Source organism: Kurthia sp. 11kri321, assembly GCF_001534765.1.
GTDB classification, from domain to species: domain Bacteria; phylum Bacillota; class Bacilli; order Bacillales_A; family Planococcaceae; genus Kurthia; species Kurthia gibsonii.
The window spans coordinates 1,357,281-1,383,340 of the sequence record NZ_CP013217.1; the positions used below are offsets into that span (position 1 = coordinate 1,357,281).

33 protein-coding genes, 1 riboswitch and 1 other annotated feature (1 of these 35 only partly in view) are annotated in these 26,060 nt (G+C 34.9%); of the genes, 21 read left to right on the plus strand and 12 right to left on the minus strand.

Features of this window, described 5'->3' with window-relative positions:
- The first annotated feature begins 161 nt into the window (after nt 1-161).
- The 8 genes from ASO14_RS06970 to ASO14_RS07005 all read left to right on the plus strand — a co-directional run bounded on the left by ASO14_RS06970 (nt 162) and on the right by ASO14_RS07005 (nt 4,810).
- A complete protein-coding gene (locus ASO14_RS06970) occupies nt 162-716 on the plus strand; it encodes a sulfurtransferase TusA family protein (RefSeq protein ID WP_068453292.1) in 555 nt (184 codons plus the stop codon).
- A gap of 19 nt (nt 717-735) precedes the next feature.
- Nucleotides 736-1,131 carry a DsrE/DsrF/DrsH-like family protein gene (locus ASO14_RS06975; RefSeq protein WP_068453295.1) on the plus strand — a complete coding sequence of 132 codons (396 nt, stop codon included), beginning with the start codon at nt 736-738 and terminating at the stop codon, nt 1,129-1,131.
- A gap of 84 nt (nt 1,132-1,215) precedes the next feature.
- Nucleotides 1,216-2,337, plus strand: coding sequence for an MBL fold metallo-hydrolase (locus tag ASO14_RS06980; protein WP_068453297.1), 1,122 nt, complete (start codon nt 1,216-1,218; stop codon nt 2,335-2,337).
- Between the two features lie 56 nt (nt 2,338-2,393).
- Nucleotides 2,394-2,621, plus strand: a complete 228-nt coding sequence (locus tag ASO14_RS06985) for a sulfurtransferase TusA family protein (RefSeq protein ID WP_068453299.1) — start codon at nt 2,394-2,396, stop codon at nt 2,619-2,621.
- A gap of 29 nt (nt 2,622-2,650) precedes the next feature.
- The gene (locus tag ASO14_RS06990) at nt 2,651-3,424 is read left to right on the plus strand and encodes a sulfite exporter TauE/SafE family protein (RefSeq protein ID WP_068453301.1); all 774 of its coding nucleotides are present in this window, start codon (nt 2,651-2,653) and stop codon (nt 3,422-3,424) included.
- A 13-nt stretch (nt 3,425-3,437) separates the two neighbouring features.
- Nucleotides 3,438-3,788: a rhodanese-like domain-containing protein gene (locus ASO14_RS06995; protein WP_068453303.1), complete on the plus strand. Its 351-nt coding sequence runs from the start codon at nt 3,438-3,440 to the stop codon at nt 3,786-3,788.
- A 9-nt stretch (nt 3,789-3,797) separates the two neighbouring features.
- Entirely contained in the window at nt 3,798-4,433 is a 636-nt protein-coding gene (locus tag ASO14_RS07000) for a DsbA family oxidoreductase (protein WP_068453305.1), read from the plus strand.
- A gap of 110 nt (nt 4,434-4,543) precedes the next feature.
- Complete coding sequence (locus tag ASO14_RS07005; RefSeq protein WP_068453307.1) at nt 4,544-4,810, plus strand: hypothetical protein; 267 nt, start codon at nt 4,544-4,546, stop codon at nt 4,808-4,810.
- 166 nt (nt 4,811-4,976) lie between these two features.
- On the opposite strand, the gene ASO14_RS07010 is transcribed toward ASO14_RS07005, so the two are convergent.
- Together ASO14_RS07010 and ASO14_RS07015 are read right to left on the minus strand one after the other, a co-directional pair.
- Complete coding sequence (locus tag ASO14_RS07010; RefSeq protein WP_068453309.1) at nt 4,977-5,174, minus strand: hypothetical protein; 198 nt, start codon at nt 5,172-5,174, stop codon at nt 4,977-4,979.
- Between the two features lie 180 nt (nt 5,175-5,354).
- Entirely contained in the window at nt 5,355-5,924 is a 570-nt protein-coding gene (locus ASO14_RS07015) for an undecaprenyl-diphosphatase (protein WP_068453311.1), read from the minus strand.
- Nucleotides 5,925-6,105: 181 nt separating this feature from the next.
- Here ASO14_RS07015 and ASO14_RS07020 point away from each other — a divergent pair, with 181 nt between their 5' ends.
- The 3 genes from ASO14_RS07020 (at nt 6,106) to ASO14_RS07030 (ending at nt 9,797) form a co-directional block, all read left to right on the plus strand.
- Nucleotides 6,106-7,152: a glucosaminidase domain-containing protein gene (locus ASO14_RS07020; RefSeq protein ID WP_068453313.1), complete on the plus strand. Its 1,047-nt coding sequence runs from the start codon at nt 6,106-6,108 to the stop codon at nt 7,150-7,152.
- Between the two features lie 201 nt (nt 7,153-7,353).
- Nucleotides 7,354-8,754 (plus strand): YfcC family protein, encoded by a 1,401-nt coding sequence (locus ASO14_RS07025; RefSeq protein WP_068453315.1) that lies wholly within the window; start codon nt 7,354-7,356, stop codon nt 8,752-8,754.
- Nucleotides 8,755-9,164: 410 nt separating this feature from the next.
- Nucleotides 9,165-9,797 carry an aggregation-promoting factor gene (locus ASO14_RS07030; RefSeq protein ID WP_068453317.1) on the plus strand — a complete coding sequence of 211 codons (633 nt, stop codon included), beginning with the start codon at nt 9,165-9,167 and terminating at the stop codon, nt 9,795-9,797.
- 65 nt (nt 9,798-9,862) lie between these two features.
- Here ASO14_RS07030 and ASO14_RS07035 read toward each other — a convergent pair whose 3' ends face one another.
- Complete coding sequence (locus tag ASO14_RS07035; protein WP_068453319.1) at nt 9,863-10,624, minus strand: alpha/beta hydrolase; 762 nt, start codon at nt 10,622-10,624, stop codon at nt 9,863-9,865.
- A 404-nt stretch (nt 10,625-11,028) separates the two neighbouring features.
- On the opposite strand from ASO14_RS07035, the gene ASO14_RS07040 reads away from it, so the two are divergent.
- Both ASO14_RS07040 and ASO14_RS07045 read left to right on the plus strand, forming a co-directional pair.
- A complete protein-coding gene (locus tag ASO14_RS07040; RefSeq protein WP_068453321.1) occupies nt 11,029-11,442 on the plus strand; it encodes a hypothetical protein in 414 nt (137 codons plus the stop codon).
- Between the two features lie 67 nt (nt 11,443-11,509).
- A complete protein-coding gene (locus ASO14_RS07045) occupies nt 11,510-11,803 on the plus strand; it encodes a hypothetical protein (RefSeq protein WP_068453322.1) in 294 nt (97 codons plus the stop codon).
- A gap of 75 nt (nt 11,804-11,878) precedes the next feature.
- On the opposite strand, the gene ASO14_RS07050 is transcribed toward ASO14_RS07045, so the two are convergent.
- From ASO14_RS07050 to thiM, 7 genes are all read right to left on the minus strand, one after another.
- Nucleotides 11,879-12,751 (minus strand): pirin family protein, encoded by an 873-nt coding sequence (locus ASO14_RS07050; protein ID WP_068453324.1) that lies wholly within the window; start codon nt 12,749-12,751, stop codon nt 11,879-11,881.
- Between the two features lie 403 nt (nt 12,752-13,154).
- Complete coding sequence (locus ASO14_RS07055) at nt 13,155-13,826, minus strand: LrgB family protein (protein ID WP_068453326.1); 672 nt, start codon at nt 13,824-13,826, stop codon at nt 13,155-13,157.
- Nucleotides 13,810-14,187, minus strand: a complete 378-nt coding sequence (locus ASO14_RS07060; RefSeq protein WP_068453328.1) for a CidA/LrgA family protein — start codon at nt 14,185-14,187, stop codon at nt 13,810-13,812. Before ASO14_RS07060 ends, ASO14_RS07055 begins: the two co-directional genes overlap by 17 nt.
- Before the next feature lie 82 nt (nt 14,188-14,269).
- Complete coding sequence (locus ASO14_RS07065; protein WP_068453330.1) at nt 14,270-15,157, minus strand: LysR family transcriptional regulator; 888 nt, start codon at nt 15,155-15,157, stop codon at nt 14,270-14,272.
- Between the two features lie 261 nt (nt 15,158-15,418).
- A complete protein-coding gene (thiE, locus tag ASO14_RS07070) occupies nt 15,419-16,066 on the minus strand; it encodes a thiamine phosphate synthase (protein ID WP_082701411.1) in 648 nt (215 codons plus the stop codon).
- The gene (gene thiD / locus ASO14_RS07075; protein ID WP_068453332.1) at nt 16,059-16,883 is read right to left on the minus strand and encodes a bifunctional hydroxymethylpyrimidine kinase/phosphomethylpyrimidine kinase; all 825 of its coding nucleotides are present in this window, start codon (nt 16,881-16,883) and stop codon (nt 16,059-16,061) included. Before thiD ends, thiE begins: the two co-directional genes overlap by 8 nt.
- A complete protein-coding gene (gene thiM / locus ASO14_RS07080; protein ID WP_068453334.1) occupies nt 16,883-17,638 on the minus strand; it encodes a hydroxyethylthiazole kinase in 756 nt (251 codons plus the stop codon). The genes thiD and thiM overlap by 1 nt, the downstream gene beginning before the upstream one ends.
- A 143-nt stretch (nt 17,639-17,781) precedes the next feature.
- A riboswitch (TPP riboswitch) is annotated at nt 17,782-17,879 on the minus strand.
- Between the two features lie 99 nt (nt 17,880-17,978).
- Here thiM and ASO14_RS07085 point away from each other — a divergent pair.
- Nucleotides 17,979-18,437 carry a hypothetical protein gene (locus ASO14_RS07085; RefSeq protein ID WP_068453336.1) on the plus strand — a complete coding sequence of 153 codons (459 nt, stop codon included), beginning with the start codon at nt 17,979-17,981 and terminating at the stop codon, nt 18,435-18,437.
- A 45-nt stretch (nt 18,438-18,482) separates the two neighbouring features.
- Here the strand turns inward: ASO14_RS07085 and ASO14_RS07090 are convergent, their stop codons facing one another.
- A complete protein-coding gene (locus tag ASO14_RS07090) occupies nt 18,483-19,019 on the minus strand; it encodes a PadR family transcriptional regulator (protein ID WP_068453338.1) in 537 nt (178 codons plus the stop codon).
- 146 nt (nt 19,020-19,165) lie between these two features.
- Between ASO14_RS07090 and ASO14_RS07095 the strand changes: the two genes are divergently transcribed.
- From ASO14_RS07095 to ASO14_RS07120, 6 genes are all read left to right on the plus strand, one after another.
- A complete protein-coding gene (locus tag ASO14_RS07095) occupies nt 19,166-20,287 on the plus strand; it encodes a sensor histidine kinase (protein WP_068453340.1) in 1,122 nt (373 codons plus the stop codon).
- 111 nt (nt 20,288-20,398) lie between these two features.
- Complete coding sequence (locus tag ASO14_RS07100; protein ID WP_068453342.1) at nt 20,399-20,908, plus strand: RNA polymerase sigma factor SigV; 510 nt, start codon at nt 20,399-20,401, stop codon at nt 20,906-20,908.
- A gap of 1 nt (nt 20,909) precedes the next feature.
- Complete coding sequence (locus ASO14_RS07105) at nt 20,910-21,770, plus strand: anti-sigma-V factor RsiV (RefSeq protein ID WP_068453344.1); 861 nt, start codon at nt 20,910-20,912, stop codon at nt 21,768-21,770.
- A gap of 198 nt (nt 21,771-21,968) precedes the next feature.
- Nucleotides 21,969-22,550 (plus strand): TetR/AcrR family transcriptional regulator, encoded by a 582-nt coding sequence (locus ASO14_RS07110; RefSeq protein WP_068453346.1) that lies wholly within the window; start codon nt 21,969-21,971, stop codon nt 22,548-22,550.
- Between the two features lie 106 nt (nt 22,551-22,656).
- The gene (locus ASO14_RS07115) at nt 22,657-24,027 is read left to right on the plus strand and encodes a DHA2 family efflux MFS transporter permease subunit (protein ID WP_068457353.1); all 1,371 of its coding nucleotides are present in this window, start codon (nt 22,657-22,659) and stop codon (nt 24,025-24,027) included.
- Nucleotides 24,028-24,080: 53 nt separating this feature from the next.
- Nucleotides 24,081-24,554: a hypothetical protein gene (locus tag ASO14_RS07120; protein WP_068453348.1), complete on the plus strand. Its 474-nt coding sequence runs from the start codon at nt 24,081-24,083 to the stop codon at nt 24,552-24,554.
- Between the two features lie 118 nt (nt 24,555-24,672).
- Here ASO14_RS07120 and ASO14_RS07125 read toward each other — a convergent pair whose 3' ends face one another.
- Nucleotides 24,673-25,125, minus strand: coding sequence for a hypothetical protein (locus ASO14_RS07125; protein ID WP_068453350.1), 453 nt, complete (start codon nt 25,123-25,125; stop codon nt 24,673-24,675).
- A gap of 149 nt (nt 25,126-25,274) precedes the next feature.
- Here ASO14_RS07125 and ASO14_RS07130 point away from each other — a divergent pair, with 149 nt between their 5' ends.
- A complete protein-coding gene (locus tag ASO14_RS07130) occupies nt 25,275-25,919 on the plus strand; it encodes an alpha/beta hydrolase (RefSeq protein WP_068453352.1) in 645 nt (214 codons plus the stop codon).
- A 115-nt stretch (nt 25,920-26,034) separates the two neighbouring features.
- Nucleotides 26,035-26,060, plus strand: a binding site (T-box leader) (it continues 192 nt past the right edge of the window).

Genomic DNA, 26,060 nt, shown 5'->3' on the forward strand with positions numbered 1-26,060 from the left:
AACATAGCTTTATTGAAAGTGTGACTATTTTCTTTTGAATTAAATTGTTGACAATACCTGTTGGGGTATACTATAGTGTAACTAGGAAATCGGTTATGCATTATCGCAAACCTATTTTTTTAGAAAGAAAAATACCCATAGTGGTATAGGGAGGCAGAGAAATGAGAACAGATCATCAACTCGATGTACAAGGTTTAGCTTGTCCAATGCCCATCGTTAAAACAAAAAAAACGATGAATACAATGGAGGTTGGCGAAACAGTAGAAGTAATTGCTACGGATGCGGGCTCCAAAGCGGACTTACAAGCTTGGGCAGCTTCAACAGGACATCAGTACATTGGTTTAGTTGAAGAAGGTTCTGTGTTAAAACATTACCTACGTAAATGTAATGAAGCAGAAGAACGTGAAAAAACATTTGAACAAACTGCTTCACTTGAAGAAGTGCAGAATATTTCGAATGATTCAATCGTATTAGATGTTCGTGAAGAAGTTGAATATGCCTTTGGACATATAAAAGGTGCAACATCAATTCCTTTTGGAGAATTATTGGATAATATAGGGAAATTAGACAAAACAAAAATATACTATGTAATCTGCAGAACAGGTACAAGAAGTGATTTAGCGTGCCAACAATTAGCAGAACATGGATTTAAACATGTATATAATGTTTTACCTGGTATGACAGCATACACAGGTGAATTAGAAAAAACTATTTAATTATTGGAGGAAAACAATTATGTCAAACAAAGTAGCAATTATCGCAAGTAACGGTGGTCTTTTCGACGCTTATAAAGTATTCAATATCGCAACTGCAGCAGCAGCAACAGAAAAAGAAGTAGCTATTTTCTTCACATTCGAAGGTTTAAATTTAATCCACAAACAAGGTATGCACCACTTATCAGCTCCAGCAGGTAGTGAGCAAGTAGCAGCAGGTTTTGCGAATGCAAACGTACCATCAATTCCTGAATTAGTAGAAATGGCACAAGATCTGGGTGTAACATTCATCGCTTGTCAAATGACATTGGACGTTATGAATATTCAAAAAGAAGATTTAATTGACGGAATCGATGTAGGTGGCGCTGTAACATTCTTAGAATTTGCAAAAGATGCCGCACCATCATTAAGCTTCTAATTACAAGACAAACAGGGTTTTGTCTATCCTAGATAGACATCCCTTTTATTTACGAAAAAATAATACCTATGGGGGTAATTTAAAATGGAAAAATGGACAGCTCAAAAAGTAGCAAACTATGTCATTCATAAAAAACAATTATTTATTTTAGATGTACGTAATCAAGATGCATTTGAAGATTGGAAAATTGACGGTGAAAACTTCGAATATATGAATATTCCTTACTTCGATTTACTAGACGGTGTAGAAGAATTAGTACCTCAATTACCAAAAGACAAAGAAATTTTAGTTGTATGTGCGAAAGAAGGTTCATCTGTCATGGTAGCTGAAATGTTAGATGAAGCTGGTGTAAAAGTAGGTTATTTAGAAGGCGGTATGAAAGCTTGGAGTAGCTATTTAGAGCCTTTAAAAGTAGCTGATTTAGAAAAGGGTGGCGAATTGTATCAATTCGTTCGTCTAGGTAAAGGTTGCCTATCTTATATGGTAATCTCTGAAGGTGAAGCAGCAGTAATCGATGCTGTACGTTTTGCAGATGTATTTGAAAACTTTGCAAAAGAAAAAAATGCTGTTATTCGTCACGTATTCGATACACATTTACATGCAGACCATATTTCAGGAGGTCGCTTACTAGCAGAAAAAACAGGTGCAACATATTACTTACCACCAAAAGATGCAGAAGAAGTCGTATTTGATTATGCACCACTTGAAGATGCAACAACTGTAAAAATCGGTCAAGCTAAAATTGATATTCAAGCGATCTATTCACCAGGACATACAATTGGTTCTACATCATTCATTATTGACGAAAAATATTTCTTAACAGGTGATATTTTATTCATCGATTCAATTGGTCGCCCAGACTTAGCTGGTTTAGCAGAAGATTGGGTGGGTGATTTACGTGAAACACTTTACAATCGTTATCGCCAATTAAGTGAGGATTTATACGTGTTACCAGCGCACTTTATGATTATTGAAGAATTAAATGAAGATGGTACAGTAGGTAAACGTTTTGGTGACTTATTAGCAGAAAACCATGGCTTAAATATTGAAAATGAAGAAGAATTCCGTAAAACAGTAACAGACAACTTACCACCACAACCAAATGCTTATACACAAATTCGCCATGTGAATATGGGACGTTTAACGCCATCAGCTGATGAACAAACAGAGATGGAAATCGGACCGAATCGCTGTGCAGTAAGATAAGTATTTGAGGGTTAATAACTATTTCTATATAATTAAAATGAAAAGAGGATATAAAAATGAAAATTGATTTACAACTAGATGCAAAAGGTTTATCTTGTCCAATGCCAATCGTACGTACGAAGAAAGCAATGGACCAATTAGAATCAGGTCAAGTGTTAGAAGTAACTGTAACAGATAAAGGTGCATTAGCAGATATTCCAGCATGGGCAAACGCAAGTGGCAACAAGATTGTAGAACAACAAGAAAATGGAGATGAATACGTATTTATCTTACAAAAAGCATAAATACCTTCATCTAGAAAGAAGGGACTCCCGTGGATATTACATGGATCTTAACCATATTTGGGATTGGATTAATTGGGAGCTTCATTTCAGGTATGCTCGGTATTGGCGGGGCGATTATTAAGTTCCCATTATTACTGTATGTACCGCCACTATTTGGTTTTGCAGCATTTACATCACATCAAGTATCAGGTATTAGCGCAGTGGAAGTCATGTTTGCTTCCATTGCGGGCGTACTTGCTTATCGTGGTAGTAATTTACTGCATAAACCACTCATTTTAACGATGGGTACAGGAATTGTACTCGGTAGTTTTGTCGGTAGCTTCGGTTCAAGTTACTTTAATGAAGAAAGTGTCAACATGGTATATGGTATACTCGCGATATTAGCTGCTGTTATGATGTTTATACCAAAGAAAAAAGTTGAACAACAAGGTGACATTGTTTTTAATAAGGGATTAGCTTTCTTTTTAGCTATTCTAGTTGGTGTCGCATCAGGAATCGTTGGAGCAGGTGGAGGGTTCATCCTCGTACCGATTATGTTAGTCGTACTAGGAATTCCAACACGTATTACGATTGCATCTAGTCTTGCCATTACGTTTATCGCGTCTATTGGTGGCTCAATCGGCAAGATTACAACAGGGCAAGTGGACTGGATTCCCGCGATTATTATGATTGTAGCAAGTCTAATTGCAGCACCTATTGGAACAAAAGTAAGTAAAAAAATGAATATTAAAGCATTACAAATTTTCCTAGCTATTCTGATTTTAGCAACAGCCGCAAAAATTTGGTTTGATATTTTAATGTAAGGAGGGGAACAATATGGTTTGGATCATTATAGCTGCTGTCGTTGTATTATTTTTTGTCCTACGTATGAAAGGAGCAAAGGGCGTAAATCAAATGACAACAGCTGATTTAAAAGAACAACTAAAAAAGAAACCTGCAAATACGATTTATTTAGATGTTCGAACACCAGCAGAATATAAGAGTCGTCATATTAAAGAATTTAAAAATATGCCACTGGGATCAAATTACAGTACACTCGATTCATCGAAAAAAGTTGTTGTAATTTGTCAGAGCGGTATGCGCAGTATGCAGGCATGTAAACAATTAAAAAAACTAGGCTTTTCAGACATCACAAATGTACGAGGTGGTATGAGTGCCTGGAGATAGGGGTACATCATGAAAATTGAAGTTTTTACAGATTATACGTGTCCTTTTTGTTATATAGGTAAGCAAAAACTCATGCAAGCAATTGAAAAAACGAATCTTCAAGAACCAATCGAAATTCAATATAAAAATTACGAAGTACATCCAGAAATTCAAGGCGCCGTTCAACAACCTTATAAAGACTATTTGCTTGAAAGTATGGATGGACGAGCTGAAAAAGTGGATACATTTTTAGCAGAATTACAACAACATGCGAACGAAGTCGGATTAACGTATCATTTTGATACAATGATTCCAGCGAATACAGCAGATGCACATCGCCTTGCAAAATGGATGGCAAAAGAGCAAAAAGAGCATGAATGGACAGAAAGATTAATGCAAGGGCACTTTGTTGAAGGAAAAGATCTTTCAGATCGAGCTTATTTATTTTCAGTAATTGAAGAACTTGGTTATTCAAAAAAAGAAGCAAAACGAATTTTAGATGGGCAAGACTACCAACAAGAACTTGACCAAGATGCATATGATGCACAACAAATTGGTGTAGACCGTGCACCATTTTTTGTGTTTGATAATCGCTTTGGTATTATTGGTGCGGAACCAGAAGAAGTCTTCATTCGTACGTTAAAACAAACAGCTGGTGAAAATTAACAAAAATTGCACGATTTCTTGTCATCTCTGAAATCCCACTAGGAGTTACTATGTGTTTCATGGTATGCTATCTAGTGGGATTTTGTACGATTTAAAAAAGGAGTGTTACTATGTCACGCGCATTTTCACGAGCATCGTTCTTTTTTGTATTTGTTGGTTTATTTCTATTAGTACCACCATTTACAGATCAGGCAATTGATTTTTTATCAAGTAATGTATTTATTTTTCTAGGTTTCTTCTTATATATGATTGGTGCCATTTTAACTGCAGTTAGTGTATATAAAGGAGAAAGAAATGTATTAGTTGTTGTAAATATTCTAGGTATTCTTGGGGGTATTTTCTTTATCTTTATGCTATCTACAGCACTTGGTGTTTAAAATCATAGCGCAAAGGAAGAAAAGTTAACAATAAAATGAAAGAGGCTACGATAAAGTAGCTTCTTTTTTTGTTAGAAGAGCCAAAAAAACCAAGTAGTCACTTGTCCGTCAAGTGACTACTTGGTTTTTTGGTCATGGTAGGTATGTTTGAAATATATCACCGTTTTTAGTTTTTCATGTTGTAAATCATAAATGCAGCTGGTACATAAGAAATAACGAAGATTGCAGCGTACCAACCTAACATACGCGGTAGAGAAAATGAAACTTTTTTACCTTTACTATAAGAGAAGTCTAACCAGATTGCACAAACGACGGGAATTGAAATCAAACCTGCAGCAATTAAAATAATGTCGTAGATGTTCATGATGATTTCCTCCTTTTGTATGAAGCATTCCGTAAACTGTGTCAACTTTGTGAACTAATCATACATCTAATCGTTAGAATTGTCAATTAATTTAGTTTTTTCATTTGACAAAACATATAGAAAAGGGTAAACAACTTTCGGTATGAAAATTGTTTACCCTTTATGTGTAGTATAAAACAATTATATTGTTTTCTTTGGTACAAATGGTAATGCACGATAAACTGCAACGATAAAGTTAGCAAGTGGTTCTACTAAAAATGCGAGTTTGTTTACAGTGTAGGCAACGAATAAACCAATGACAATACCCATTGCTACGTCTCCAGGGTAATGGTTCCCCACATACATGCGAGAAAAGCCTGTTATAAGTGCAAATACCATCATGACAATACCAATTCGTTTGTTGCGTAGTGCAATCGCAAAAGCAAGTGCAATTGCACCTGTCGTATGGTCACTTGGGAATGAAGCGTCTCTTGCGTGATCTACAAGTACATTTAAGTCATCATGTGTCACAAATGGGCGTGGCTCAAAATAAATTTTACTAATCAGTACATTTATTAAAATACCAAGAACACCTGAAAGAGCGGAGTAAACAACGGTTTTTTTCATATACTCTTTTCCAAAGAACCACATCATTAGTAAGACGATTGCAAAAACGGGAACTGCGTAGTTTGTTGCGAAAATCATGATTGCATCTACAACAGAAGATTTTCCAGCCAAATCATTAATGGCTTTTAGTAATTCATAATTCAATGATGTCACTCTTTTCCTTTAAATTTCAATAGCTATTGTAGCATAGTTTAGCCAATCTCTTTACATAGACTATAAAATTTGAGAAAGGTTCCATTCTTGTAAAAAAGGTTAAGATAAAAAAATATCGGGTATGTAAATAAGTGGAATGATACATTATTTGTAAAAAAAGGTGGTATTTTAATTGAATAGAAAAAAAAGATTGTATAGCTTAATATTATCTGTGAGTATTTTAGCTGTACCATTAACGACTTCATCTTTATACGCGCAAGCTACCCCAAAGAAAAGCCTCCCATCAATATCTACAAGTCATCCATTCATCAATCAAATCTCACCTGAGGTTGTCAGATTAAGTAATCAATATGGTATTTATGCCTCTGTTATGTTGGCACAAACTATTTTAGAAAGTAATTATGGCAATAGTGGGCTAAGCCAAGCACCGATTTATAATCTTTTTGGTATGAAAGGGAAATACAATGGCCAAGGTGCAACCTTCCAAACGAAAGAGTATAAAGATAGCGGCACATATCAAATACGCTCTACATTTAAAAAATATACATCGTATACAGAGTCTTTAGAAGATTATGCAAAACTTATTCGGAATGGGCTAACATATAGTCCAAACTATTATGCAGGGGCATGGAAGGAGAATACAAAAAGTTACAGAGATGCGACAGCTATTTTAGCAGGAAGATATGCGAGTGACTTAAGCTATAGTAAAAAGCTGAATCAAATTATTGAACGCTATGATTTAACAAAATTTGATCGTCTAAAATCGACAGCTGTAGCTGGTGAAACAGAAACTACAGCGAATGCGAAACCAGAAAGCATTTTAGATAGCGCAGAAGTAAAAGAACAAAATGGTCAACAAGTTGTACCTACTCAAAGAATCATCTATACACCGACTAAATACTATCGTGTGAAAAAAGGTGATTCATTAACAAGTATTGCCGCACGACATGGTATTACGACAGCACAATTAAAGAAATGGAATAGTTTAACGCATGCGACCATTCAAATTAAACAAAAATTAGTTGTTGATGTAAGAGGGAATAAGAAAAATCTAGCACAAAAGAATACACCATTACGTTATGTGATTCAGCAAGGTGATTCGTTATCGAGTATCGCGGCAAAGTACCAAACAACAGAACAAAACTTGTTAATTTTGAATCAGTTAGACTCTTCTTTTGTATATGAAGGGCAAATCATCTATTTACAACCCTTAAAATAATGTATGTACATGAATGCGTTTATACCAATTATTCATTTAAGTGGATAATATTAGTGTATAAACGTATTCTTTTTTGTTTTTTTGTCGAAAAAAGTTGAAATAGTATTGTATAAAAAATTTTTTGAATGTATAATTATGACTGCATTTAAAAACAATTTATATCATAAATATTCAATCAATCGTTAGGAGTTATACATCAAGATGTTTAAGAGAGATAAAGCAAAAAAAGGAGCAGCACAAGGGATTAATGCATATGTATTAATTTTTAGTTTAATTGTGATTTCAGCTATTTTAACTTATTTTGTGCCTGCTGGTCAGTTTGATAAGGTAGAGAAGGATGGACGTGAAATATTAGTAGCCGATTCCTTTCAATTTGTGGACAATACACCTGTTGGATTTCTAGATATTTTCACAAGTATTCATGAAGGTATGGTAAATGGTGCAGGAACAATCTTCTTCGTACTAATTATCGGTGGTGTTTTCGGTATTATGAACGCAACAGGTGCGCTTGATACATTTGTTGTGACATTTGCTGAAAAAATGAAGCGCAAAGAAAAATTGATGATCCCTGTATTCGTACTATTCTTTGCGATTTGTGGTGCAACAATGGGGATGAGTGATGAAGTTGCGGTTTATGTAGCACTCATCGTTCCTTTGACCATTGCACTTGGTTTTGATGCAGTGACTGGTTTTGCAATTGTTGTAATGGGTGCATGGATGGGCTTCACAGCCGGGTTTTTAAATCCATTCTCAACCGCAGTTGCACAAGGCATTGCAGAACTTCCAACCTTCTCAGGTATGGGACTTCGTATTGTCGTATTTATTATTTTTGTATTAATGGCGAGCTTTTTCATTTATCGTCATGCTTCAAAAGTCCAAAAAAATCCAGAACTCGGTATTTACGGTAAGTTCGGTCAGTTTAGTCCAAAAGATAAAGACAAGACATTAAAAATGACATTACGTCATAAATTAGTATTAACCGTATTCATGCTAAACTTTGTTGTACTTATTTTAGGTGTCAAACTGTATGAGTGGTTTATTCCTGAATTAGCAGGTCTATTCTTATTGACAGGTATTATTATGGGGATTGTTGGTGGTTTAATTCCATCAGAAATCGCGAACAGCTTTGTAAAAGGTGCCAGTGAACTACTTGGTGGTGCATTGATTATCGGTTTAGCACAGGCAGTCCTTGTTATCTTCCAATCAGGCGGTTTATTAGACACAATGCTTCATTATATGAGCAATATGTTATCAGGTGTCCCATCTGCTTTAACAGCAGTTGCGATGATGTTTATTCAAATGGTGATTAATTTCTTAATTCCATCACAAAGTGGACAAGCAGCTTTAACAATGCCAATTATGGCGCCGCTTGCTGATTTAGTGAATGTTACGCGTCAAACGGCAGTTCTCGCTTTCCAATTAGGCGATGGGATTGCAGCCTTATTGTTCCCGACAAATGGTGCATTAATCGCTGCACTTGCAGTTGCGGGAATCCAGTGGAATAAGTGGGTAAGATGGTATATTCCATTCTTTATCGCACAAGTAATTGTCAGCATTATTATTTTAATTGTGGCACATGCGATGAATTACGGTCCGTTTTAACCAACATATAATAGTAGAAACTCAAATAATGTAGAAAAGAGATGAAGGGATTTTCCTTTCATCTTTTTTATATGTACTGAAATAGAAGCTGTTTTTGTCATATAAGAGTCCGTTATGTATAAAAAATACGATAAAATTTTATGAAATCTCGATTATTTTATAAAAAAATAAATAAAAAAAGTAGTTTTATTTTTGAATGAAAAGAATATTGAAGTAAAAAAATGGATGTTTAAAATGTTGATTCTATACGTTTTATAGTGAAAATACAGCAATCTAAGGCTTTTACATCCAAATTATACCACTATGTGTAATATTGTTGTAACATGTGTGAGAATGAACTGACATCTGATTGAAATTTATGCTTGGTATAGTAGTGACAGTTAGAAAAACCGAGGAGGACATTTCACATTATGAAAAAACAAATTATCGCACTGACAGGTGCCATCGCATTATCAACAGCAGCATTCGCAGGTACAGCGTCAGCGAAGACAATTACGATCCAATCAGGTGACACACTATCGAAATTAGCAGCAGAGCACAACACAACAGTGCGTACGCTTCAAAATATGAATAATATTAAATCAGCAAACTTAATCTATGCAGGCGCTCAACTAGAAGTTGGTGACGGCAATGGCAACGCAACTTACCAAGCTCCTGTAAAACAACAAACAACACAATCAACATATAAAGCACCAGCGCAACAACAAACACAAGCAAAATCAACATATAAAGCGCCAGTACAACAAAAACAACAAGCACAAACAAAGTCATATCAATCAACACAAAAAGCAAGTAATGCATCATCATACCAAGGTTCATCATCTTCAGCGAAATCATGGATTGCCCAAAAAGAATCAAGCAACTCATATGAAGCAAGAAGTGCAACAGGTAAATATATTGGTAAATACCAATTAGATAAATCTTATCTAAATGGTGACTATTCAGCAGCTAACCAAGAACGTGTAGCGGATAACTATGTGAAACAACGTTATGGTTCATGGGAAAAAGCAAAACAATTCTGGGTTTCAAACGGCTGGTACTAATTCAAATCACATAGAAAAAATGAGAAATGGCTTTTAGCCACTTCTCATTTTGTGTTACATACTATTTAATCTTCGCGTGTAGGGTCCAATCCTTTTACGAAATATAAACATTGTTTAAAAATGCGTTGTTGATCATAATCAATCACAGCATAGTGATAACTATCATATAACATGATTAAATGCTTCTCACGTGAGTTAAAAGCGTTCACAAGGTGATCTGCATTCGAAGGTGGATATACATGATCTTCAATAGACTGTAATACTAAGACGGGGGTTGTAATGAGATTAGCTTGTTCTTGAATTTTTTCACTTACTTCTTTTAATTCTAAAATGAGTCGTGTTGGATATTTAGCATAAAGTGCATGCTCAGCACGTTCATTTTTAACATCTACTGTACCACGTGGAACATAGTCAACATCTCGTTTTAAAGCTGTTTCAGCCTCCTCCATTAATTTTAAAGGTGGTTGGAAGAGAGAGTTGATTAAAATAAGTCCTTCAACTTCATATTTTGTAGCAAGTTGTTGAGCAAGTGCGCCACCTGTTGCGAAGCCGAGTAAAATAATATATTCCATTTCTTCAAAGAATGGTTCAAATTCTAGTTCAAGAGATTTTAAAATTTCCGTATAATTTACTTGATTTAATTCCTCCGGGGACGTATCATGTCCAAGTAAGCGAGGAAGTTTAACAGAATAACCCGCATCTGCAAAAGCAGTGGCGATTGGATATAAATGTGCAGGGGAGCCACCAAAATCATGAATTAAAAAGATGCCTACATCTTTCCCAGTCTTTTCAAAAGGTTGTGCATGAATTTTTGTTGATTCAGTCATACGAATAATCCCTCCTCTTTTCATTATTATACCCCAAAAAAGAGAGCTATTAACGAAATGGAATTGTCGAAAAATGTATTTTTAATATAAAGTCGAATTAGGGTAATTAAAAATTATTAAAAAATAGAAAAGAATACCTATAAAAACAATTGTTTTTGAACTTTTATCTTATAAAATAAATGGTTAGATTTTCTTTCTTTATAAACATAAATAATTATAAAATAACTTTTTATAACCTTTATTGTTAAAAAAAGTATTATATAATGTAAAAAAATAAAAAATAAAAGATTAATTTGTCGAATTTTGTTGAAAGAAATACCAACTTAATGATAATATTAACGATATTATGATATAGATTGTATATAGAGAAAGCACGATTTAACATCGCTTTGGGGGAAAGTAATATGAAAGTAATAATTTGTGAAGAAGATTACTCATATATTGAATTGGTACATAGTACATTATTTAAATTTGCTAAAGTAAAAGGTATCAATGCAGAATTTAATTTGACAACAAGAAAGCCGTCAAGCATTATACGCTTTTTAGAGTCAGATCAAGCAGAGTTATATTACATCAGTTTAGATTTAGTTGAAACAATGCCAGCAATTGAATTAATTAAAGAAATCCGTGAAAAAAATGAAAAAGCACTAATTCATGTAATGTCTACAGATATCGTAAAGTTAAAAGATCCAGAATTAACACAGTATAAAATTTTTGGACAAATTGTTAAAACAACAAACGGTTCTATGCGAGATGAACTGAGAAAGTCATTTGCTGAGTCATTTTCATATTTAAAAGCCAATTCATATTTTGCATAGTGTGTATCAATTTTAAAACTTTAGCTTCCTGTATTAAAACATGGTATGATGAATACGAGGTGTTGATATGGAATATGTAAAAGTGATTGCGCTCATATTATTTCTAGTATTTGTTGTACTACAGATTTGGTGGGGACAAAAAGCACGAATTATCGCTTACTTTTTCTTTATTATTTCAGCAACATTGTATATTCTAGATTTTGATTGGCCGTTTTGGTTCCAAATCATTGTCATCATTTCGGTTATTGCCATTGTCGTCATCTCACTCTATATTGAGTTACGAGCTACTGCAATTGAGCATAAAAATGATCGAAATCGTAAACAAGAAACACATGCCGATCAACGCAAAAAGAATAAGTAGAGAAATAATAAATACCGAACGAAAATTTAGAGCAGAAGGGCATATGCCTTTCTGCTCTTTTTCTGATTCAAACGATTATTTTTTAATAGCAGGTGGACCAAATACGCCACGCTGTAGGTCTTGAAAAGCTTCCATAATCTCTTCGCGTGTATTCATCACAAAAGGACCACCTAATGCCACTTGTTCACGAATAGGTACACCTGAATAAATCAGTACCTTTGCACGTGTTTTCGCTGTTATTTTTAATTCACTTTCTTTTGAAGCATTTATATCTTCATTATAAGAAATCGTTGCAACACCTGTTTTGTTAAGAGAAGTAGATGACTCACCAAAAGTCATTTCACCAGCTAACATATAAAGAAAAGCATTATGGTTTTCTGGAAGAGTATGCGTATATTCAGCTCCTTCATATAGCGTAATTTCGGTCATTGTAATCGGAACTAAACTATTCATTGGACCTTTTACACCTAAAAACTCACCAGAATAAATGCGAATGAAGCCTTTTTCGATGGCAACAACAGGTGCATCTTCTAAACGAATATTTTGATAGCTTGTTTCGGTGTTTTTTAAAGCCTTAGGTAAATTCAACCAAAGCTGTAAAGTGTGAATTAAATCATCTTCATAAGCCTCTTCAGCGTGACGTGCTGCCCATCCCGCATTCATGTACTGTATGTCACCAGCATCTAATATACTGTATCCTCCAGCATTATCGATATGCTCTAAACGTCCATCTACTACATACGTTACAGTTTGAAAACCACGATGTGGATGATCACCGAATACGCCGCGTTTAAACCAATCTTCAGCTAATAAAATAAAGGGATCAAATTCTTGTTGTCTTTCAGGTGGTAAAAGAAAAGCTTGTTGTACATGCGGGTAACCATTTTGATTATAAGTAGGATACCAAAAGTCTTTTATTTCTCGTATGAAGCGTGATGTTTGTGTCATGAAATTCCTTCTTTCTATATAAAGTAGTGCTATTTCTACTTTTTATTTGAATAGCCATTGTTTAATTTATTATAGTTTGAATTGATTAAATAACCTAGTAACAAAACTTCAGATGTGTTATATAAGCTACAATTTACATCATTAGTCTGAAGAAAATAGAAATAGAGACGTATAAAGAATGAAAGTATCTACAAATGTTAGAAGAAGTTGAGTTTGACCAAATAACAAAAAAGTGAGGATTAATCGTGCGACTTTTTGTTGATACTTCGAAAATCAACATAATTTACTTGAAAAATCATTCAAGAAGAATAAACTGAGAATCTTGTTGGAAAATTAATATATATTAAAAAGAAAGAAGTCGCCTTGGATATTAGAGCGACTTCTTTCTTATAGGATATTAGTTTTAAAAGAAAAAGATGGATAAAATAATACTAACAAGCGCTGCTAAAATCATCGCAACAGAAGCGAAAGATCCTTCCAATTCACCGATGGAAAAAGCAGTTGATGTGCCACAACCATGTGCACCCATACCGAGTAGTAAACCTCGAGCAGAAGCACTGCGAATTCGCATGAATCGAATAACTAGCGGCCCAACAATGCTACCAGCTAATCCAGTGACAATAACGAAAATCGCTGTTAGATTGGGTTGTCCACCTAGCATGGTAGAAAGATCCATGGCAATCGGTGTTGTAATAGAGCGCGGCATCATACTATGAACCATCTGACTTGAAAAATTTAATGATTTTGCTAAAAAATAAGATGATGTGAAAGCGATGATTACCCCAATAATGAGGCTACCAAGAATAGCCGTAGCATATTGTTTAATTAACGCGCGATTTTTATAAATAGGAACTGCAAAAGCCACTGTTGCAGGACCCAATAATAAACTAATATAATGTGCTCCGCGCGCGTAGGTCGCATAGTTAACATGAAACACACTTAAAAATAGTACGAGCGTAACAGGACAGATAATAAGAGGCGAAAGCCAAAGATATGGATAACGCTTTGCGAGTATTTTACTGAGCATATAAATGAATAAAGTTAAAACGATACCAAGACTAAGACTTGAAATCATCAGTTTGCACCTTCTTTCTTGAAAGAAAGTGAGCTGTCACGCCTGTACCCATCATGACAAAAACTGTACTTATAAAAATAATAATAATAAGTTTTATACCCACTATACCGAATAAGTCAGGGTAATTCATGATTCCCACTGCTGAAGGGATAAAAAATAAAAGTAGTTCGGCAGTTAATAATTTCGCTCCAACATCTACCAATTTTAATGGAATAATACGGAGGTACAGTGCCAAAAAGAGAAGTACAAGACCGATGACGCTTCCCGGAATTGGTAAGTGTGCATACGAATGTATTGCATTCCCTATGAGTAAAAAAGTTGTGATGATTAAAATTTGCACACAAATTTGTATAATTTTCATATAGTTTCCTTCTATCTAATAAGTTTATATCAAATTGTACACCTGTTTTAACCATTCGTAAAATTAAATATTTTTATATTTTTCATTCCGTTTTGGAATAATTATCTTTAATAAATTCGATAAACTTTTTCATAGCGTGTGAACAATAGCGACCTTTTTTCGTAATGAATGAAATTTCCCAAGGAATGACAGGATATACGGGAATCGTTTTAATGATATCAGCATTCGCTTTTGCGGCGATGGATTCTGGGAAAAGAGCTACACCTAGATTATGTTCGACCATTTGGCTAATGAAATCCCACTGCGAACTAATAAATGCAACATCGGGAATGAATCCTGCTTTTTCACATTCTTCGATAATACGGTCATGAATGGTGAAGTCGTCACTAAATAACAGCATTTTTTCATTTTTTAAATCGAGCATTGATACATTCTCTTTTACAGCGAGAGGATGATCCTGATGAACAATAAGCTGTACTTGTTCTGTAGTGAAGGGAAGTAAGTCATAATCTTCTTCATGTGCAGGTAACATGACAAATCCGCCATCTAAGTCCCCATCAAATACGCGTTCTTTGACGACATTTGCACCTACTTCATCTAGTGTAATCGTAATTTCAGGATAGATTTTTTGAAAAGCTTTCATCATTTCTGGGAAAAATAAAATGCCAATAAGCGGTGGCATACCGAGTTTAATATGTCCTTTTTTTAAATCTTCTAAGTCCTCTAATACGAGATGTACTTCATTGACCATTTGAATAATTTTGAGCGCTCGCTCGTAAACTAATGCGCCTGCATCTGTTAGTACGCTTTTTCGTTGGGAACGATCAATTAAAGTCGTATTCAATTCTGTTTCAAGTAGCTTCACAACTTTACTGAGAGTTGGTTGTGTTACATGTAGTGAAGCAGCAGCTTTTGTAAAGCTTTGTTGTCTTGCTACTTCTGTAAAATAAATTAATTGTCTAACGTCCATATGTAAGCCTCCAAATGCATTAGAATACATTTATTGTAACATTTTGTATAGAAAAAATAATGAAATGCTCTAAATCTTCTGTAAAAATATTTTATTTAAGCCTTTTGTATGAAAAAGAAACAGACTGAGACATAAGTGTAAAAAACACCATCCTACATGAGCATAAGAAAAACTGGAATCACACTGTGGCGTGGTTCCAGTTTTTTATTGTAAACGCTGAGAAGGGGCTGAAATGTTTTGTCCTATTCTGTTTACTAAGTATTAAAGTTGTTGTAAAAAGCGTTCATTTTCTTTACGAAAAGCCTGTGTCGCTTCACCAGGATTTTCTGCTTTTGAAATGGAAGAAATAATCGATACACCATCAGCGCCAGCTTGACGTAAATCGTAAACATGCTCGGGTTGAATACCACCGATTGCGACAATCGGCAGGGTAGGAATAGATTGTGCGGCTTCTGTTAAAAATGTTGTACCAGCAGGCTTTTTTGCATCTTTTTTGGATTGTGTTGAAAAAATAGGGCCGATTCCAATATAGTCAGCACCGTCCTGTATTGCTTGTTGTAATTCGTCTTGTGTATGAACGGACACACCGAGTATTTTATGTGGTAGTTGTTCACGTACTTTCTTTGCATCGACATCATCTTGTCCAACATGAATCCCGTCTGCATTGAGTCTGATTGCCAATTCAACATCATCATTTACGATAAAAGGAACATCATAACGTTTACAAAGAGTTTGGCAGTCTTTTGCAAATTGAACATAAGCGTCACCTGTTAAACACTGTTCACCTTTTTCTCGCCACTGAAATAAAGTAATCCCATTTTGTAATGCAGCTTCTAATACAAAGAGTGGATCACCTACAACGTCTTGACTTCCCATAATAAAATACGTTTCAAGTAATTGTTTATTCAATTATCTCGACCTCCACTTTTGCTTTTGTGTTATAAGCGAAATGATTCGTCGGACCATGGCCATGCCCAATACCTAAACCATGTGAAATAGCCGCATGGATAAATCGCTTCGCTTCAATAAGTGCTTCTTTCATTGGTAGACCTTTTGCTAAGAAGGCAGTTAGTGCTGCTGAATACGTACAGCCTGTACCATGAGTATCCTTCGTTTGAACACGCGGGGCAGAAATGGTTAATTTATCACCGTTTTTAAAGAAAATATGGTCAATCGCAGCTTGTTGTTCAGGTGCAAAATGTCCACCTTTCATCACGATGACTTCAGGTCCCATAGCGAGTAATTTTTTAGCTACCTGTTCAACATCATCATAAGTTTGAATTTTCATGCCTGTCAGTGCCTCTGCTTCTGGAATATTCGGTGTGAGAACAGTCGCTAGTGGGAATAGGTGAGTAATCATCGCATCAACTGCTTCTTGTTGCAGTAGTGTGGCACCACCTTTTGCAATCATGACAGGGTCAACAGTAATAGGTGCTTGTACATTCTCTAGTTGTTTTGAAACAGCTTCAATAATAGATGCTGAAAAAAGCATCCCCGTTTTTAGTGCATTCACATTAAAATCGCTTTGAATCGACTGTAATTGTTCCACAATGAAATCTTCGGGTAACGCATAAACAGCTTGTACGCCATACGTATTTTGTGCAGTAACAGCTGTTAAAACAGATGTACCGAATGTTTTCAATTCTTGAAATGTTTTTAAATCAGCTTGAATACCGGCACCGCCACCTGAATCAGATCCGGCAATCGTCAGTGTAATCGGTAACATTATTTAATCCCTCCAAAACTCATTTGTTGTAGTTGGTTTAGGATGTGCATTTGAAAATCGCCAATACCATTGCTGTGATGATGTGCAGTTTCTGCGACTTGTTTATAGTCTTTGTGAATTGTGATAACACTTTGTAGTGCGTCTGTATGTGATGCGATTGAAGCAGCTGTTAGGGCAGATAATAAGCAACCAGCTCCTGTAATTTGTTCCATCCATGCATGTCCGCCGTTTATTATGTGAACCGTCGTGCCATCTGTGATTAAATCTTCTACACCACTTACAGCAACAATCGTTTTGTAGCGTGTTGCGACTTGTTTAGCTGCTTCTTCAATTTCAAAAGATACCTCACCTGCATCGACACCACGAGAGGTGACTTTAATTTCCGCAAGAGCCGCTAACTCACCAGCATTACAGCGAATGGCTGTAAATTGCACATGTTGTAATAGTTGTTCGACTGTTTGTTTACGATATTTAGAAGCACCGATGCCTACAGGATCTAAAACGACTGGAATCCCTTTTTTATTTGCAGCTTGTCCAGCTAATATCATCGCATCGACTGTGCGTGTATTTAACGTACCGATATTAATTAATAATCCATTTGCGATTTGAACAATATCATGCATTTCTTGTATTTCATCCGCCATGATGGGCGATGCACCTACTGCTAAAAGTCCGTTTGCAGTAAAGTTTGTTACGACATAATTCGTAATACAGTGAACAATTGGTTTCGTTGAATGAATTGATTGGATACTCATTTTTAGTTACCTCCATTGATGAATGAAAAGCAAATTCATGAAGCTTCTCATACTCAGTTTCACTAAATTAGAGGACGGGTTTCTGCTTTTTCACTATAAAAATAAAAAAGCTGCTCAACGAATTAATCGTAGAACAGCATTACATGCGAAAAACAGCTGCTCCCTACGCCAGTATTAACTGACAGGTTCAAAGGGTCAGGTTTTACCTTCTCAACTCCTAAGAGTCCCCCCGCAAATCTAGTATGGTTAGAGCATACCATATTTAGACCATTTTGCAAGGTTCCGCTTTAGTAAAAATAGGTTGTCTTGTATAATGAGAACAAGTATGGAGGGAAATTGTGTGAAAAATCTATCGTGGTATATTTCTTTAGGGATTAGTTTTTTAGGTTTCATGGTCATCAATTATTATTTTACGTTGGACCCTACTGAAAAAGTTGGAAACTTAAACCCTGCTTTCTTTTTAATTGTTTTATTAGTGCCTTTCCTGTGTGTCAGTCTGTTTATTACGTGGAGCGTTGGCGTATCTTTTTTTGAAACAGCAACAAAAGGAAAGCTAGCATCAGCAATTCTTATTATTGTCGTGATTTTTATTTTAGCAGGCGGTACAGAATATCAATATGTAACAAGTCAAATTGAAGTTTTTGGCGGAACATGGAATGATTCGAAATCGATTATTTACGGTCGTTCACCGTTTAATAGTTATACAAATGATTGGTATTTTAATGAATCTGTCTTTTTAATCATTCATACAATTGCTTTTTCGTTAGGAAGTTTATTCCGGAGTAAAGTGACAGATTAAATAACAAAAAGACTTGGGCTCAGTGCCTAAGTCTTTTTTGTATGCTTAAATATGTTCTGCAATTGCGTCACGAATATCTTGTAGCCATTTTAAGTTTTCGTTAAATTGTCGATTTGCATGTCGGATAATTAATTGAATATGATCAACATCTTTTACAGAAGGATGTGAACCAGCTTCAATAATCGAATCGATTCGCTTACTCTCACGCTCGATTGCCTGATCTAATAGACCAATTACACGTTTTAAATCAACATACTTTAAAAATAAAATAGGAATATAGAGACTTTGTACATCTGCTAAATTAATCGAGTCGAATGTTTTATAAATGAGTTCTACCATATACGCACGTCCAGCATCTGTAATGGCATAAACGGATTTTTCAGGACGATTTTCTGTATGAATGACTTCGATTTTTTTAATATATCCTTTTTTTTCTAACGAGTCGAAATGATAATAAAGTTTTCCATCACTTAATTTAAAACTTGGATCAATATCAACAATATTTGTGAAGAGCTTTTTGATAAAGTAGGGATGGTAATTATTTTCAGATAAAATCCCTAAAATAAAAAGTTGAATTAACATCACTTGATGCCTCCAATAAATGAAATTTACGTCGTTATTCTAATAGTACACGATATTGTAAAAGGAAACTACAGAAAACAAGATGTTTCTAGCTTGAAACAGTATTTTGTTATATGATAGACAGAGAATTAAGGAGTTGAACGCGTGTGTCAAAATGGTATTCTATTATACCGAAACATCCCATTCAAAGTATTTTAGCATGGGTATTTATTTGCTTTATTCCATTTTATTCAGTATTTAAAAATCAAGATCATACGACGCAAAGTATTGCAGCAGCCATTCTGATTACATATCTGATTTGTGTGTATTTAGATTTCAAACTACCAAGTGGTTTGACGTATATGTGGCTATCATTTGAGATGATTATAAATGCCGTTATGTCGATTTTATATGGCTATTTTTATTTTTCTATTTTTACGTCATTTTTAATTGGACGTATTCGTAGTAAAGTCGGCTTTTATATTATGTATGGCTTACACATTGCGGCAACAGTTGGTGCGATTATTGGTGGCTTTTTCATTGAAACGGCTATTTATATTCAGCAAATTCCATTTATGGTTGTCATCGTGTTCGGTACGATTTTAGCACCATTCTATTTATTCAGCCGTACACAGAGTGACCACTTAGAAAATAAGTTGAAATCAGCAGAGAATCGTATTTCTGAATTAAGTGTTGTAGAAGAAAGACAACGAATTGCACGTGACTTACATGATACACTTGGGCAGAAATTATCAATGATTGGTCTTAAACTCGATTTAGCGATTCGTTTAGTTGATAAAAATCAAGAACAAGCGAAAAATGAGCTATCAGATATTCGTAAAACGGCAAGTATGGCATTAAAAGAAGTGCGTGAAATGGTGTCCGATATGAAAAAAATAAAAATTGAAGATGAATTATTGCATGTCCAACAGATTTTAGAAATTGCCAATATCGATTTAAAAGTAAAAGGGCAATTAAAACTTGAAGAAGTACCACTTATTTTAGAAAATACATTGAGTATGTGTTTAAAAGAAGTTGTTAATAATATCGTACGCCATAGTCAAGCAAAGAAATGTACGATTCGTATTGAGCAGACAGATAAAGAAATTCGTATGACGATTTCAGATGATGGAATTGGCTATAATACTGTACAGGGTGAGCAAGGGAATGGAATTAAAGGCATCCAAGAACGGATTCAATTCGTCAATGGTACAGTGAACTTTGAACAAAACAAAGGAACAACGGTTACAATCATTGTACCTTTTGTTATTGTGTATCAGGAAATATAAAGAAATGAGGGGCGCAGAAAAGCGTACCTCATTTTTTTATATTAAATGCAAACTTTTTATAGAAGGACATACGTCTATTACACGTATACAAACATAGAAGGAGCCCTTAGCATGAAATTTACGCGTAAAAAGCTACACTACGATGATCAGCTGATCCAATTAATCGAACGCTATCAAAACGATTTTTATCGCCTTGCTTATAGTTATACAAAAAATGAGCAAGATGCATTAGACGTCGTACAAGATAGTATCCAAAAAGCAATGCAGTCTTATGACAAATTAATCGAAAAAGAAAAATTAAAAAGTTGGTTTTATAAAATTGTTGTACATACATCACTCGATTTTTTAAGAAAACATAAACGAGTTCAAGTGATGGAAGATGAACAATTACAAGCGAATCAAAGAAATTTTCATGATGCTTATGAAAATGTTGATTTAGAGCACGCGCTTGACGACTTACCGACGATTTATCGTGAAGTTGTAATTTTACGATTCTTTGAAGACTTAAAAATTGAAGACATTGCTTTTATTTTAGAAGAAAATACAAATACGATTAAAACACGTTTATATAAGGCATTACGCCTATTACGTGCTGATTTAAAAACGGAGGAGGAATTCTAATATGAATCCAAAATTAAAAAAAGAGCGAACAGCTTATAAAAATACACCGATTCCACCAGAACTACAACAAATGGTGAGAAAAGAATTAGGGACAAAGAAGAAAAACTATCGTCCGTATTGGATGAGTGCAGCAATTGCAGCAGCTATTATTGCTTTATTCGTTACATTAAATACCAATGCATCGGTTGCACGTGCGATGGGAGGAATGCCTATCGTTGGTCATGTGTTCCAAGCGATGACGTTCCAATATGAAGATGAACAGTATGCAGCAGACATTAAAACACCAAAAGTACGAGACTTAGAAAATAAAGACGTTGAACAAACATTGAATGAAAAATATGAAAAAGAAGCAAAAGAGCAATATACAAAGTTTGAACAACGTATGAAAGCATTAAAAGGTGAAGGACATGCGAGTGTAACAAGTGATTATCGTGTATTACAAGATACAAAACAATTACTTGTAATTGAACGTGAAACAACGGAGACAGAAGCAAGTAGTGCAACAACATTACAGTATGATGTAGTAGATCCTACATTAAAACAAGTGATTACATTACCGTCACTATTTAAAAATAAAGACTATGTTCAAGTGATTTCAGATGAAATTAAGCAACAAATGAAAAAACAAATGACTGATAGCAAAGGAGAACAAGTCTACTTTATCAAAGGTATGGATGCAGAAATAACAGATGGTTTTGATCAAATCCAAGCAAACCAATCATTCTATATTAACAAGAAACATGAATTAGTTATTTCATTCAACGAATATGAAGTAGCTCCAGGTAGTATGGGACCAGTGAAATTTGTTATTCCAACAAAAGTTATTCAATCATTACTTGTATCAAACCAATATATTCGATAAATTCAAACGAAAACCTATCACTTCTTAAAACAAGTGATAGGTTTTTTAATATCACACCTTTATTTTAAATATAATAAACCTCTCTAGTCTATATATAAAAAATAAAAAACGTACTAAAGAAAAACACATTGACAATCATTTGAAAAGTATTTAATATCATTAATTAGACCAATCACTATAATTTCGAGGTGTCTTACGATGACAAGTAAAAATCAATCACGTGAACGAATTTTACAAACAGCTACGCGTCTTTTTCATATGAATGGTTATCATGCAACAGGGTTAAATCAGATTATTAAAGAGAGCGGTGCGCCAAAAGGTTCGCTCTATTACCACTTCCCAGATGGTAAAGAACAGTTAGCGAGCGAAGCAATCGAACGATTCGGTGCAATGGTTGCCGCAAATATTTTAGAAGACACACAAAACGAAGTAGATCCATTAAAAGCTTTTCAAGCACATATTTTAAAAATTGCAGATAAATTTGCAGTGGTTGAAAATATACCGCTTTGTGCAGATTCATTGCCAATTGGATTGATGGCTGCCGAAACAGCATTAGTGAATGAACGTCTTCGTTTAAAATGTGAAGCTGTTTTTGAACGTTTTGAAGAAATTTATATTGAAAAACTAGTAGCATCTGATTATTCAAAAGAACAAGCTCGTTTAATTAGCAGTACATTGAATGCCTTGATTGAGGGGGCAGTAACACTTAGCCTCACTAAAAAATCAAATCAACCACTTCAAGATATCGTAAAAATGTTACCTTTATTATTACAAAAATAGTAAAGGTAACATTTTTCCATCGAATTATATAGACTGGTCTAATTATAAGAAAGAGGTTATACAATTGACACAACCACAAGTAGTACAAGTAAGAAGTCCAAAAGGAATGGCATTTGTTCTCATGCTAGGTGCTTTCATTGGACTATTCAGCGAAACAGCATTAAACATGGCATTAACAAATATTATGGCAGATTTCTCGATTAATGCATCTGCCGCACAGTGGCTTACAACAGGATATTTATTAACACTTGGAATTCTTGTTCCTGTATCCGCACTTATTTTAAGATGGTTTACGACACGCCAACTCGTAATCGCATCATTTACTTTCTCAATTATTGGCTCAATTATCGCAGCGTTAGCACCGAGCTTTGCGATTTTATTAATCGGACGTATTATACAAGCGTTAGGAACGGGTATTCTTTTACCGCTTTTAATGAACGTTATTTTATTAATTTTTCCGATTTATAAACGCGGCATTGTGATGGGTTTAATGGGACTTGTTATTACAACAGCACCAGCTGTAGGTCCTACAATCGCCGGTTTAATTGTCGATTCACTTGGATGGGCTTACATTTTCTGGCTAAGCGTTATTTTATTTATTGCTTTAGGGGTATTCGGTGTAAAGCAAATTGACAATGTCGCAACGATTACAAAACCGAAGATTGATGTTTTATCAATTATTTTATCAACTATCGGTTTTGGAGGACTTATTTTTAGTCTAAGTACGATTGCTGAAAAATCAATTTCAGCACCTGAAGTATGGGTGACACTTGTAGCAGGTGTCATCGCAATCATGTTATTTGTCGTTCGACAATTTACAATGAAGATTCCAATGTTAAATTTAGCTGTATTTAAGCAACCGATGTTTACACTTGGTACATTACAATTATTTATTGGAATGCTACTTATTTTATCAACAGCGATTTTACTACCTCTTTATGTAAAAGGAGCACTTCTATACAGTGCTGCTCTAGCAGGAGTTATCTTATTACCAGGTAGTTCAATTAATGCCATTTTAGCTCCATTCATTGGAAAAAACTTTGAGAAAATCGGTGCAAAAACGCTACTAACAATTGGTTTTGCACTTGCCTTTATCGGCAGTATCTTATTCATCTTCTCACTAAAAGCAGATGCAGCATTATGGCAAGTAATTGGTTCGCATATTGTTTTCTTTGCAGGTATTTCATTTATTATTATGCCTGCTCAAACAAACGGTTTAAATCAATTACCGAGACAGCTTTATTCAGATGGTTCAGCCGTGATGAACACATTACAGCAAATCGCAGGTGCAGCGGGAACAGCAGTTGCGATTACTTTAATGGTACAAGGTCAAAAAATCTTCATGTCTGAAAATCCACAATCACTACCAACAGAGATGATTGCAGCGGGAACAAACCATGTATTCTATTATATTGCTGGGATTGCGTTAGTCGGATTCATTTCCACATTCTTTGTAAAACGTGTGCATGTTGAATAACGACTAGATGTGATACAATCGTAAAAGATGTGTTACATATAGGAGTAGATAGAATGAAAAAAAGATGGATGATCTTTATCTCGATACTTGTTGTTATTGGAATTGCTGCGTGGAATATGTACAATCAGAATCAAAAACAACAAAAAGCTACAGAAGATATTCTGAATCATGTACAACAAGTAGATGAGGTAACGATTTCAAATGGAGAAAAAAGCATGACTTTTAAAGGGAAAGAAGCAACACCTTTTATTGAGTCTACACCACTTGTTCATATTGAAAAGTATGAACGAACAGACCGTAATTATTTTGAAAAAGAGCCACGCTTTATTGTGAGTTATAAAGTAAATGGTAAAACACTTTACGCAGTAGAACTGCTACAATTGAAAAAGAAGTTACCGAATGATCGGTTGAATGACTTTTTAATGAATGAACATTTACTTGTGAAGTGGCAAGGCTATCCAATGATGTTCTCACAACATGAAGCGATTCAGCGTTTAGTAGATGCATTTAATGCGAAAGAAAAATAAAACAAGCTGAGAAAAAATATCTCACTAAGAGTTCACAACGAAAAACTGGAACCGCATCAAAGTGCGATTCCAGTTTTTCTTATGCTTATATGATGTGGATGGTGTTTGCTTGTTTTTACTATGTAAGATTTGCTGGTACTTGAATATGTTCATAAGCTTGTTGTATTTTTTGTGGTTTACCCTCTGCATTGACCATCACTTGTAAAATCATTTGTTGTAGTGCATCTTCATCGCAATGCAGTAAGCGACTTAACAATTCGTCATGTAACTGTGCGCCAAAATATAAATAAGCAATTGCACGATATGGCTCTTGGGTTGCTGGAAGTGGTGCAGCTTTCATCGCATACTCGATATGCTTTTGCACAATCTTTCTAAACAACAAGTCGGGTTGTTCAATTGACCAGTGCGCATTCAAACAATCTGTCTTGCCTTGCTCTAAAATAGAAAGTGCTGTCTGCTCATCACCTACATACAAATAGAGAATTTTATATAGCATGTGACGATTATTTTGTAATATCTGTTCCACCATACGCTGCTGTTTTTTTCGCTTTGAAAACCATCTTTTCACCACAAGAGTCCCTCCTTTATACATTAGACGCATGAACCAAGCAAAAAGTTTGCACTTAATACGGTATTTTGTGTCTGGTGCATAATGGATTTACGTGGAATCGAGCGATATGCTATGATACAAGTAATTCGTTTTGAAAGGAAGATTTATAGATGAAATCGCCATTTACATTTGAACACACTGCACCAAAAGAACAAGAAGCAGGAAAGTTATATCCAGCCGTTTTCTTGTTACATGGTATGGGAAGTAACGAGAAGGATTTACCAGGCTTATTAACAGAACTTCAAGATGAATACCATATTTTCAGCTTGCGTGGACCAATTACACAAGCACCTGGTTATGCGTTCTTCATTGATGAAGATTTCGGCAAACCAGATCGTCAAATTTTCGATAAAATCGTCTTACATATTCAAGCATTTATTGAAGAAGCTATTCAAACGTATTCAATTGATGCAACAAAAGTTTTCGTACTCGGCTTTAGCCAAGGTGCAACACTAGCTGAAACATTACCATTTGTTTTAGGAACAGAACGCTTAGCTGGAGCCATCGCATTAAGTGGTTATTTACCAGGACATGTCAAAGAAGAATATAGTAAACGTAGCGTTGCATCGCTACCAGTCTTTATTTCACATGGTAAGATGGACTATGTACTACCATATCAATGGGGTGAAGAAGCACGTGACTTCTATAAAGACCAACAAGCTAATGTAACATTTATGGCATTTGAAGACGGTCACGGTGTTACACCTGAAGTACAACGTGAAATTATTCGTTTCTTAAAACAACATATATCTTAATAAATGAATCACTTGACATTCTATTTTCTATGGAATAAGATGTAAGCAATACTTTTGAACGTATATGAGCAGAAGGCACTGAGAGCAGTGTCAGTCTCATCAAAATAGCAGAGCCGAGAAATTGAAGAGTAAGAGTAGTAG

What these genes read in the sequence shown, in the direction of transcription:
- ASO14_RS06985 (WP_068453299.1), top strand. Translation starts at nt 2,394, where the DNA reads ATGAAAATTGATTTACAACTAGATGCAAAAGGTTTATCTTGTCCAATG.
- ASO14_RS06970 (WP_068453292.1), top strand. Translation starts at nt 162, where the DNA reads ATGAGAACAGATCATCAACTCGATGTACAAGGTTTAGCTTGTCCAATG.
- ASO14_RS07045 (WP_068453322.1), top strand. Translation starts at nt 11,510, where the DNA reads ATGGAATATGTAAAAGTGATTGCGCTCATATTATTTCTAGTATTTGTT.
- ASO14_RS07030 (WP_068453317.1), top strand. Translation starts at nt 9,165, where the DNA reads ATGAAAAAACAAATTATCGCACTGACAGGTGCCATCGCATTATCAACA.
- ASO14_RS06980 (WP_068453297.1), top strand. Translation starts at nt 1,216, where the DNA reads ATGGAAAAATGGACAGCTCAAAAAGTAGCAAACTATGTCATTCATAAA.
- ASO14_RS07110 (WP_068453346.1), top strand. Translation starts at nt 21,969, where the DNA reads ATGACAAGTAAAAATCAATCACGTGAACGAATTTTACAAACAGCTACG.
- ASO14_RS07010 (WP_068453309.1), bottom strand. Translation starts at nt 5,174, where the DNA reads ATGAACATCTACGACATTATTTTAATTGCTGCAGGTTTGATTTCAATT.
- ASO14_RS07060 (WP_068453328.1), bottom strand. Translation starts at nt 14,187, where the DNA reads ATGAAAATTATACAAATTTGTGTGCAAATTTTAATCATCACAACTTTT.
- ASO14_RS07050 (WP_068453324.1), bottom strand. Translation starts at nt 12,751, where the DNA reads ATGACACAAACATCACGCTTCATACGAGAAATAAAAGACTTTTGGTAT.
- ASO14_RS07055 (WP_068453326.1), bottom strand. Translation starts at nt 13,826, where the DNA reads ATGATTTCAAGTCTTAGTCTTGGTATCGTTTTAACTTTATTCATTTAT.
- ASO14_RS07035 (WP_068453319.1), bottom strand. Translation starts at nt 10,624, where the DNA reads ATGACTGAATCAACAAAAATTCATGCACAACCTTTTGAAAAGACTGGG.
- thiD (WP_068453332.1), bottom strand. Translation starts at nt 16,883, where the DNA reads ATGTTACCGATTACACTGACGATTGCCGGATCTGATTCAGGTGGCGGT.
- ASO14_RS07040 (WP_068453321.1), top strand. Translation starts at nt 11,029, where the DNA reads ATGAAAGTAATAATTTGTGAAGAAGATTACTCATATATTGAATTGGTA.
- ASO14_RS07025 (WP_068453315.1), top strand. Translation starts at nt 7,354, where the DNA reads ATGTTTAAGAGAGATAAAGCAAAAAAAGGAGCAGCACAAGGGATTAAT.
- ASO14_RS07115 (WP_068457353.1), top strand. Translation starts at nt 22,657, where the DNA reads ATGGCATTTGTTCTCATGCTAGGTGCTTTCATTGGACTATTCAGCGAA.
- ASO14_RS07100 (WP_068453342.1), top strand. Translation starts at nt 20,399, where the DNA reads ATGAAATTTACGCGTAAAAAGCTACACTACGATGATCAGCTGATCCAA.
- ASO14_RS07065 (WP_068453330.1), bottom strand. Translation starts at nt 15,157, where the DNA reads ATGGACGTTAGACAATTAATTTATTTTACAGAAGTAGCAAGACAACAA.
- ASO14_RS07005 (WP_068453307.1), top strand. Translation starts at nt 4,544, where the DNA reads ATGTCACGCGCATTTTCACGAGCATCGTTCTTTTTTGTATTTGTTGGT.
- ASO14_RS07130 (WP_068453352.1), top strand. Translation starts at nt 25,275, where the DNA reads ATGAAATCGCCATTTACATTTGAACACACTGCACCAAAAGAACAAGAA.
- ASO14_RS07105 (WP_068453344.1), top strand. Translation starts at nt 20,910, where the DNA reads ATGAATCCAAAATTAAAAAAAGAGCGAACAGCTTATAAAAATACACCG.
- thiM (WP_068453334.1), bottom strand. Translation starts at nt 17,638, where the DNA reads ATGAGTATCCAATCAATTCATTCAACGAAACCAATTGTTCACTGTATT.
- ASO14_RS07120 (WP_068453348.1), top strand. Translation starts at nt 24,081, where the DNA reads ATGAAAAAAAGATGGATGATCTTTATCTCGATACTTGTTGTTATTGGA.
- ASO14_RS07000 (WP_068453305.1), top strand. Translation starts at nt 3,798, where the DNA reads ATGAAAATTGAAGTTTTTACAGATTATACGTGTCCTTTTTGTTATATA.
- ASO14_RS06995 (WP_068453303.1), top strand. Translation starts at nt 3,438, where the DNA reads ATGGTTTGGATCATTATAGCTGCTGTCGTTGTATTATTTTTTGTCCTA.
- ASO14_RS06975 (WP_068453295.1), top strand. Translation starts at nt 736, where the DNA reads ATGTCAAACAAAGTAGCAATTATCGCAAGTAACGGTGGTCTTTTCGAC.
- ASO14_RS07090 (WP_068453338.1), bottom strand. Translation starts at nt 19,019, where the DNA reads ATGTTAATTCAACTTTTTATTTTAGGGATTTTATCTGAAAATAATTAC.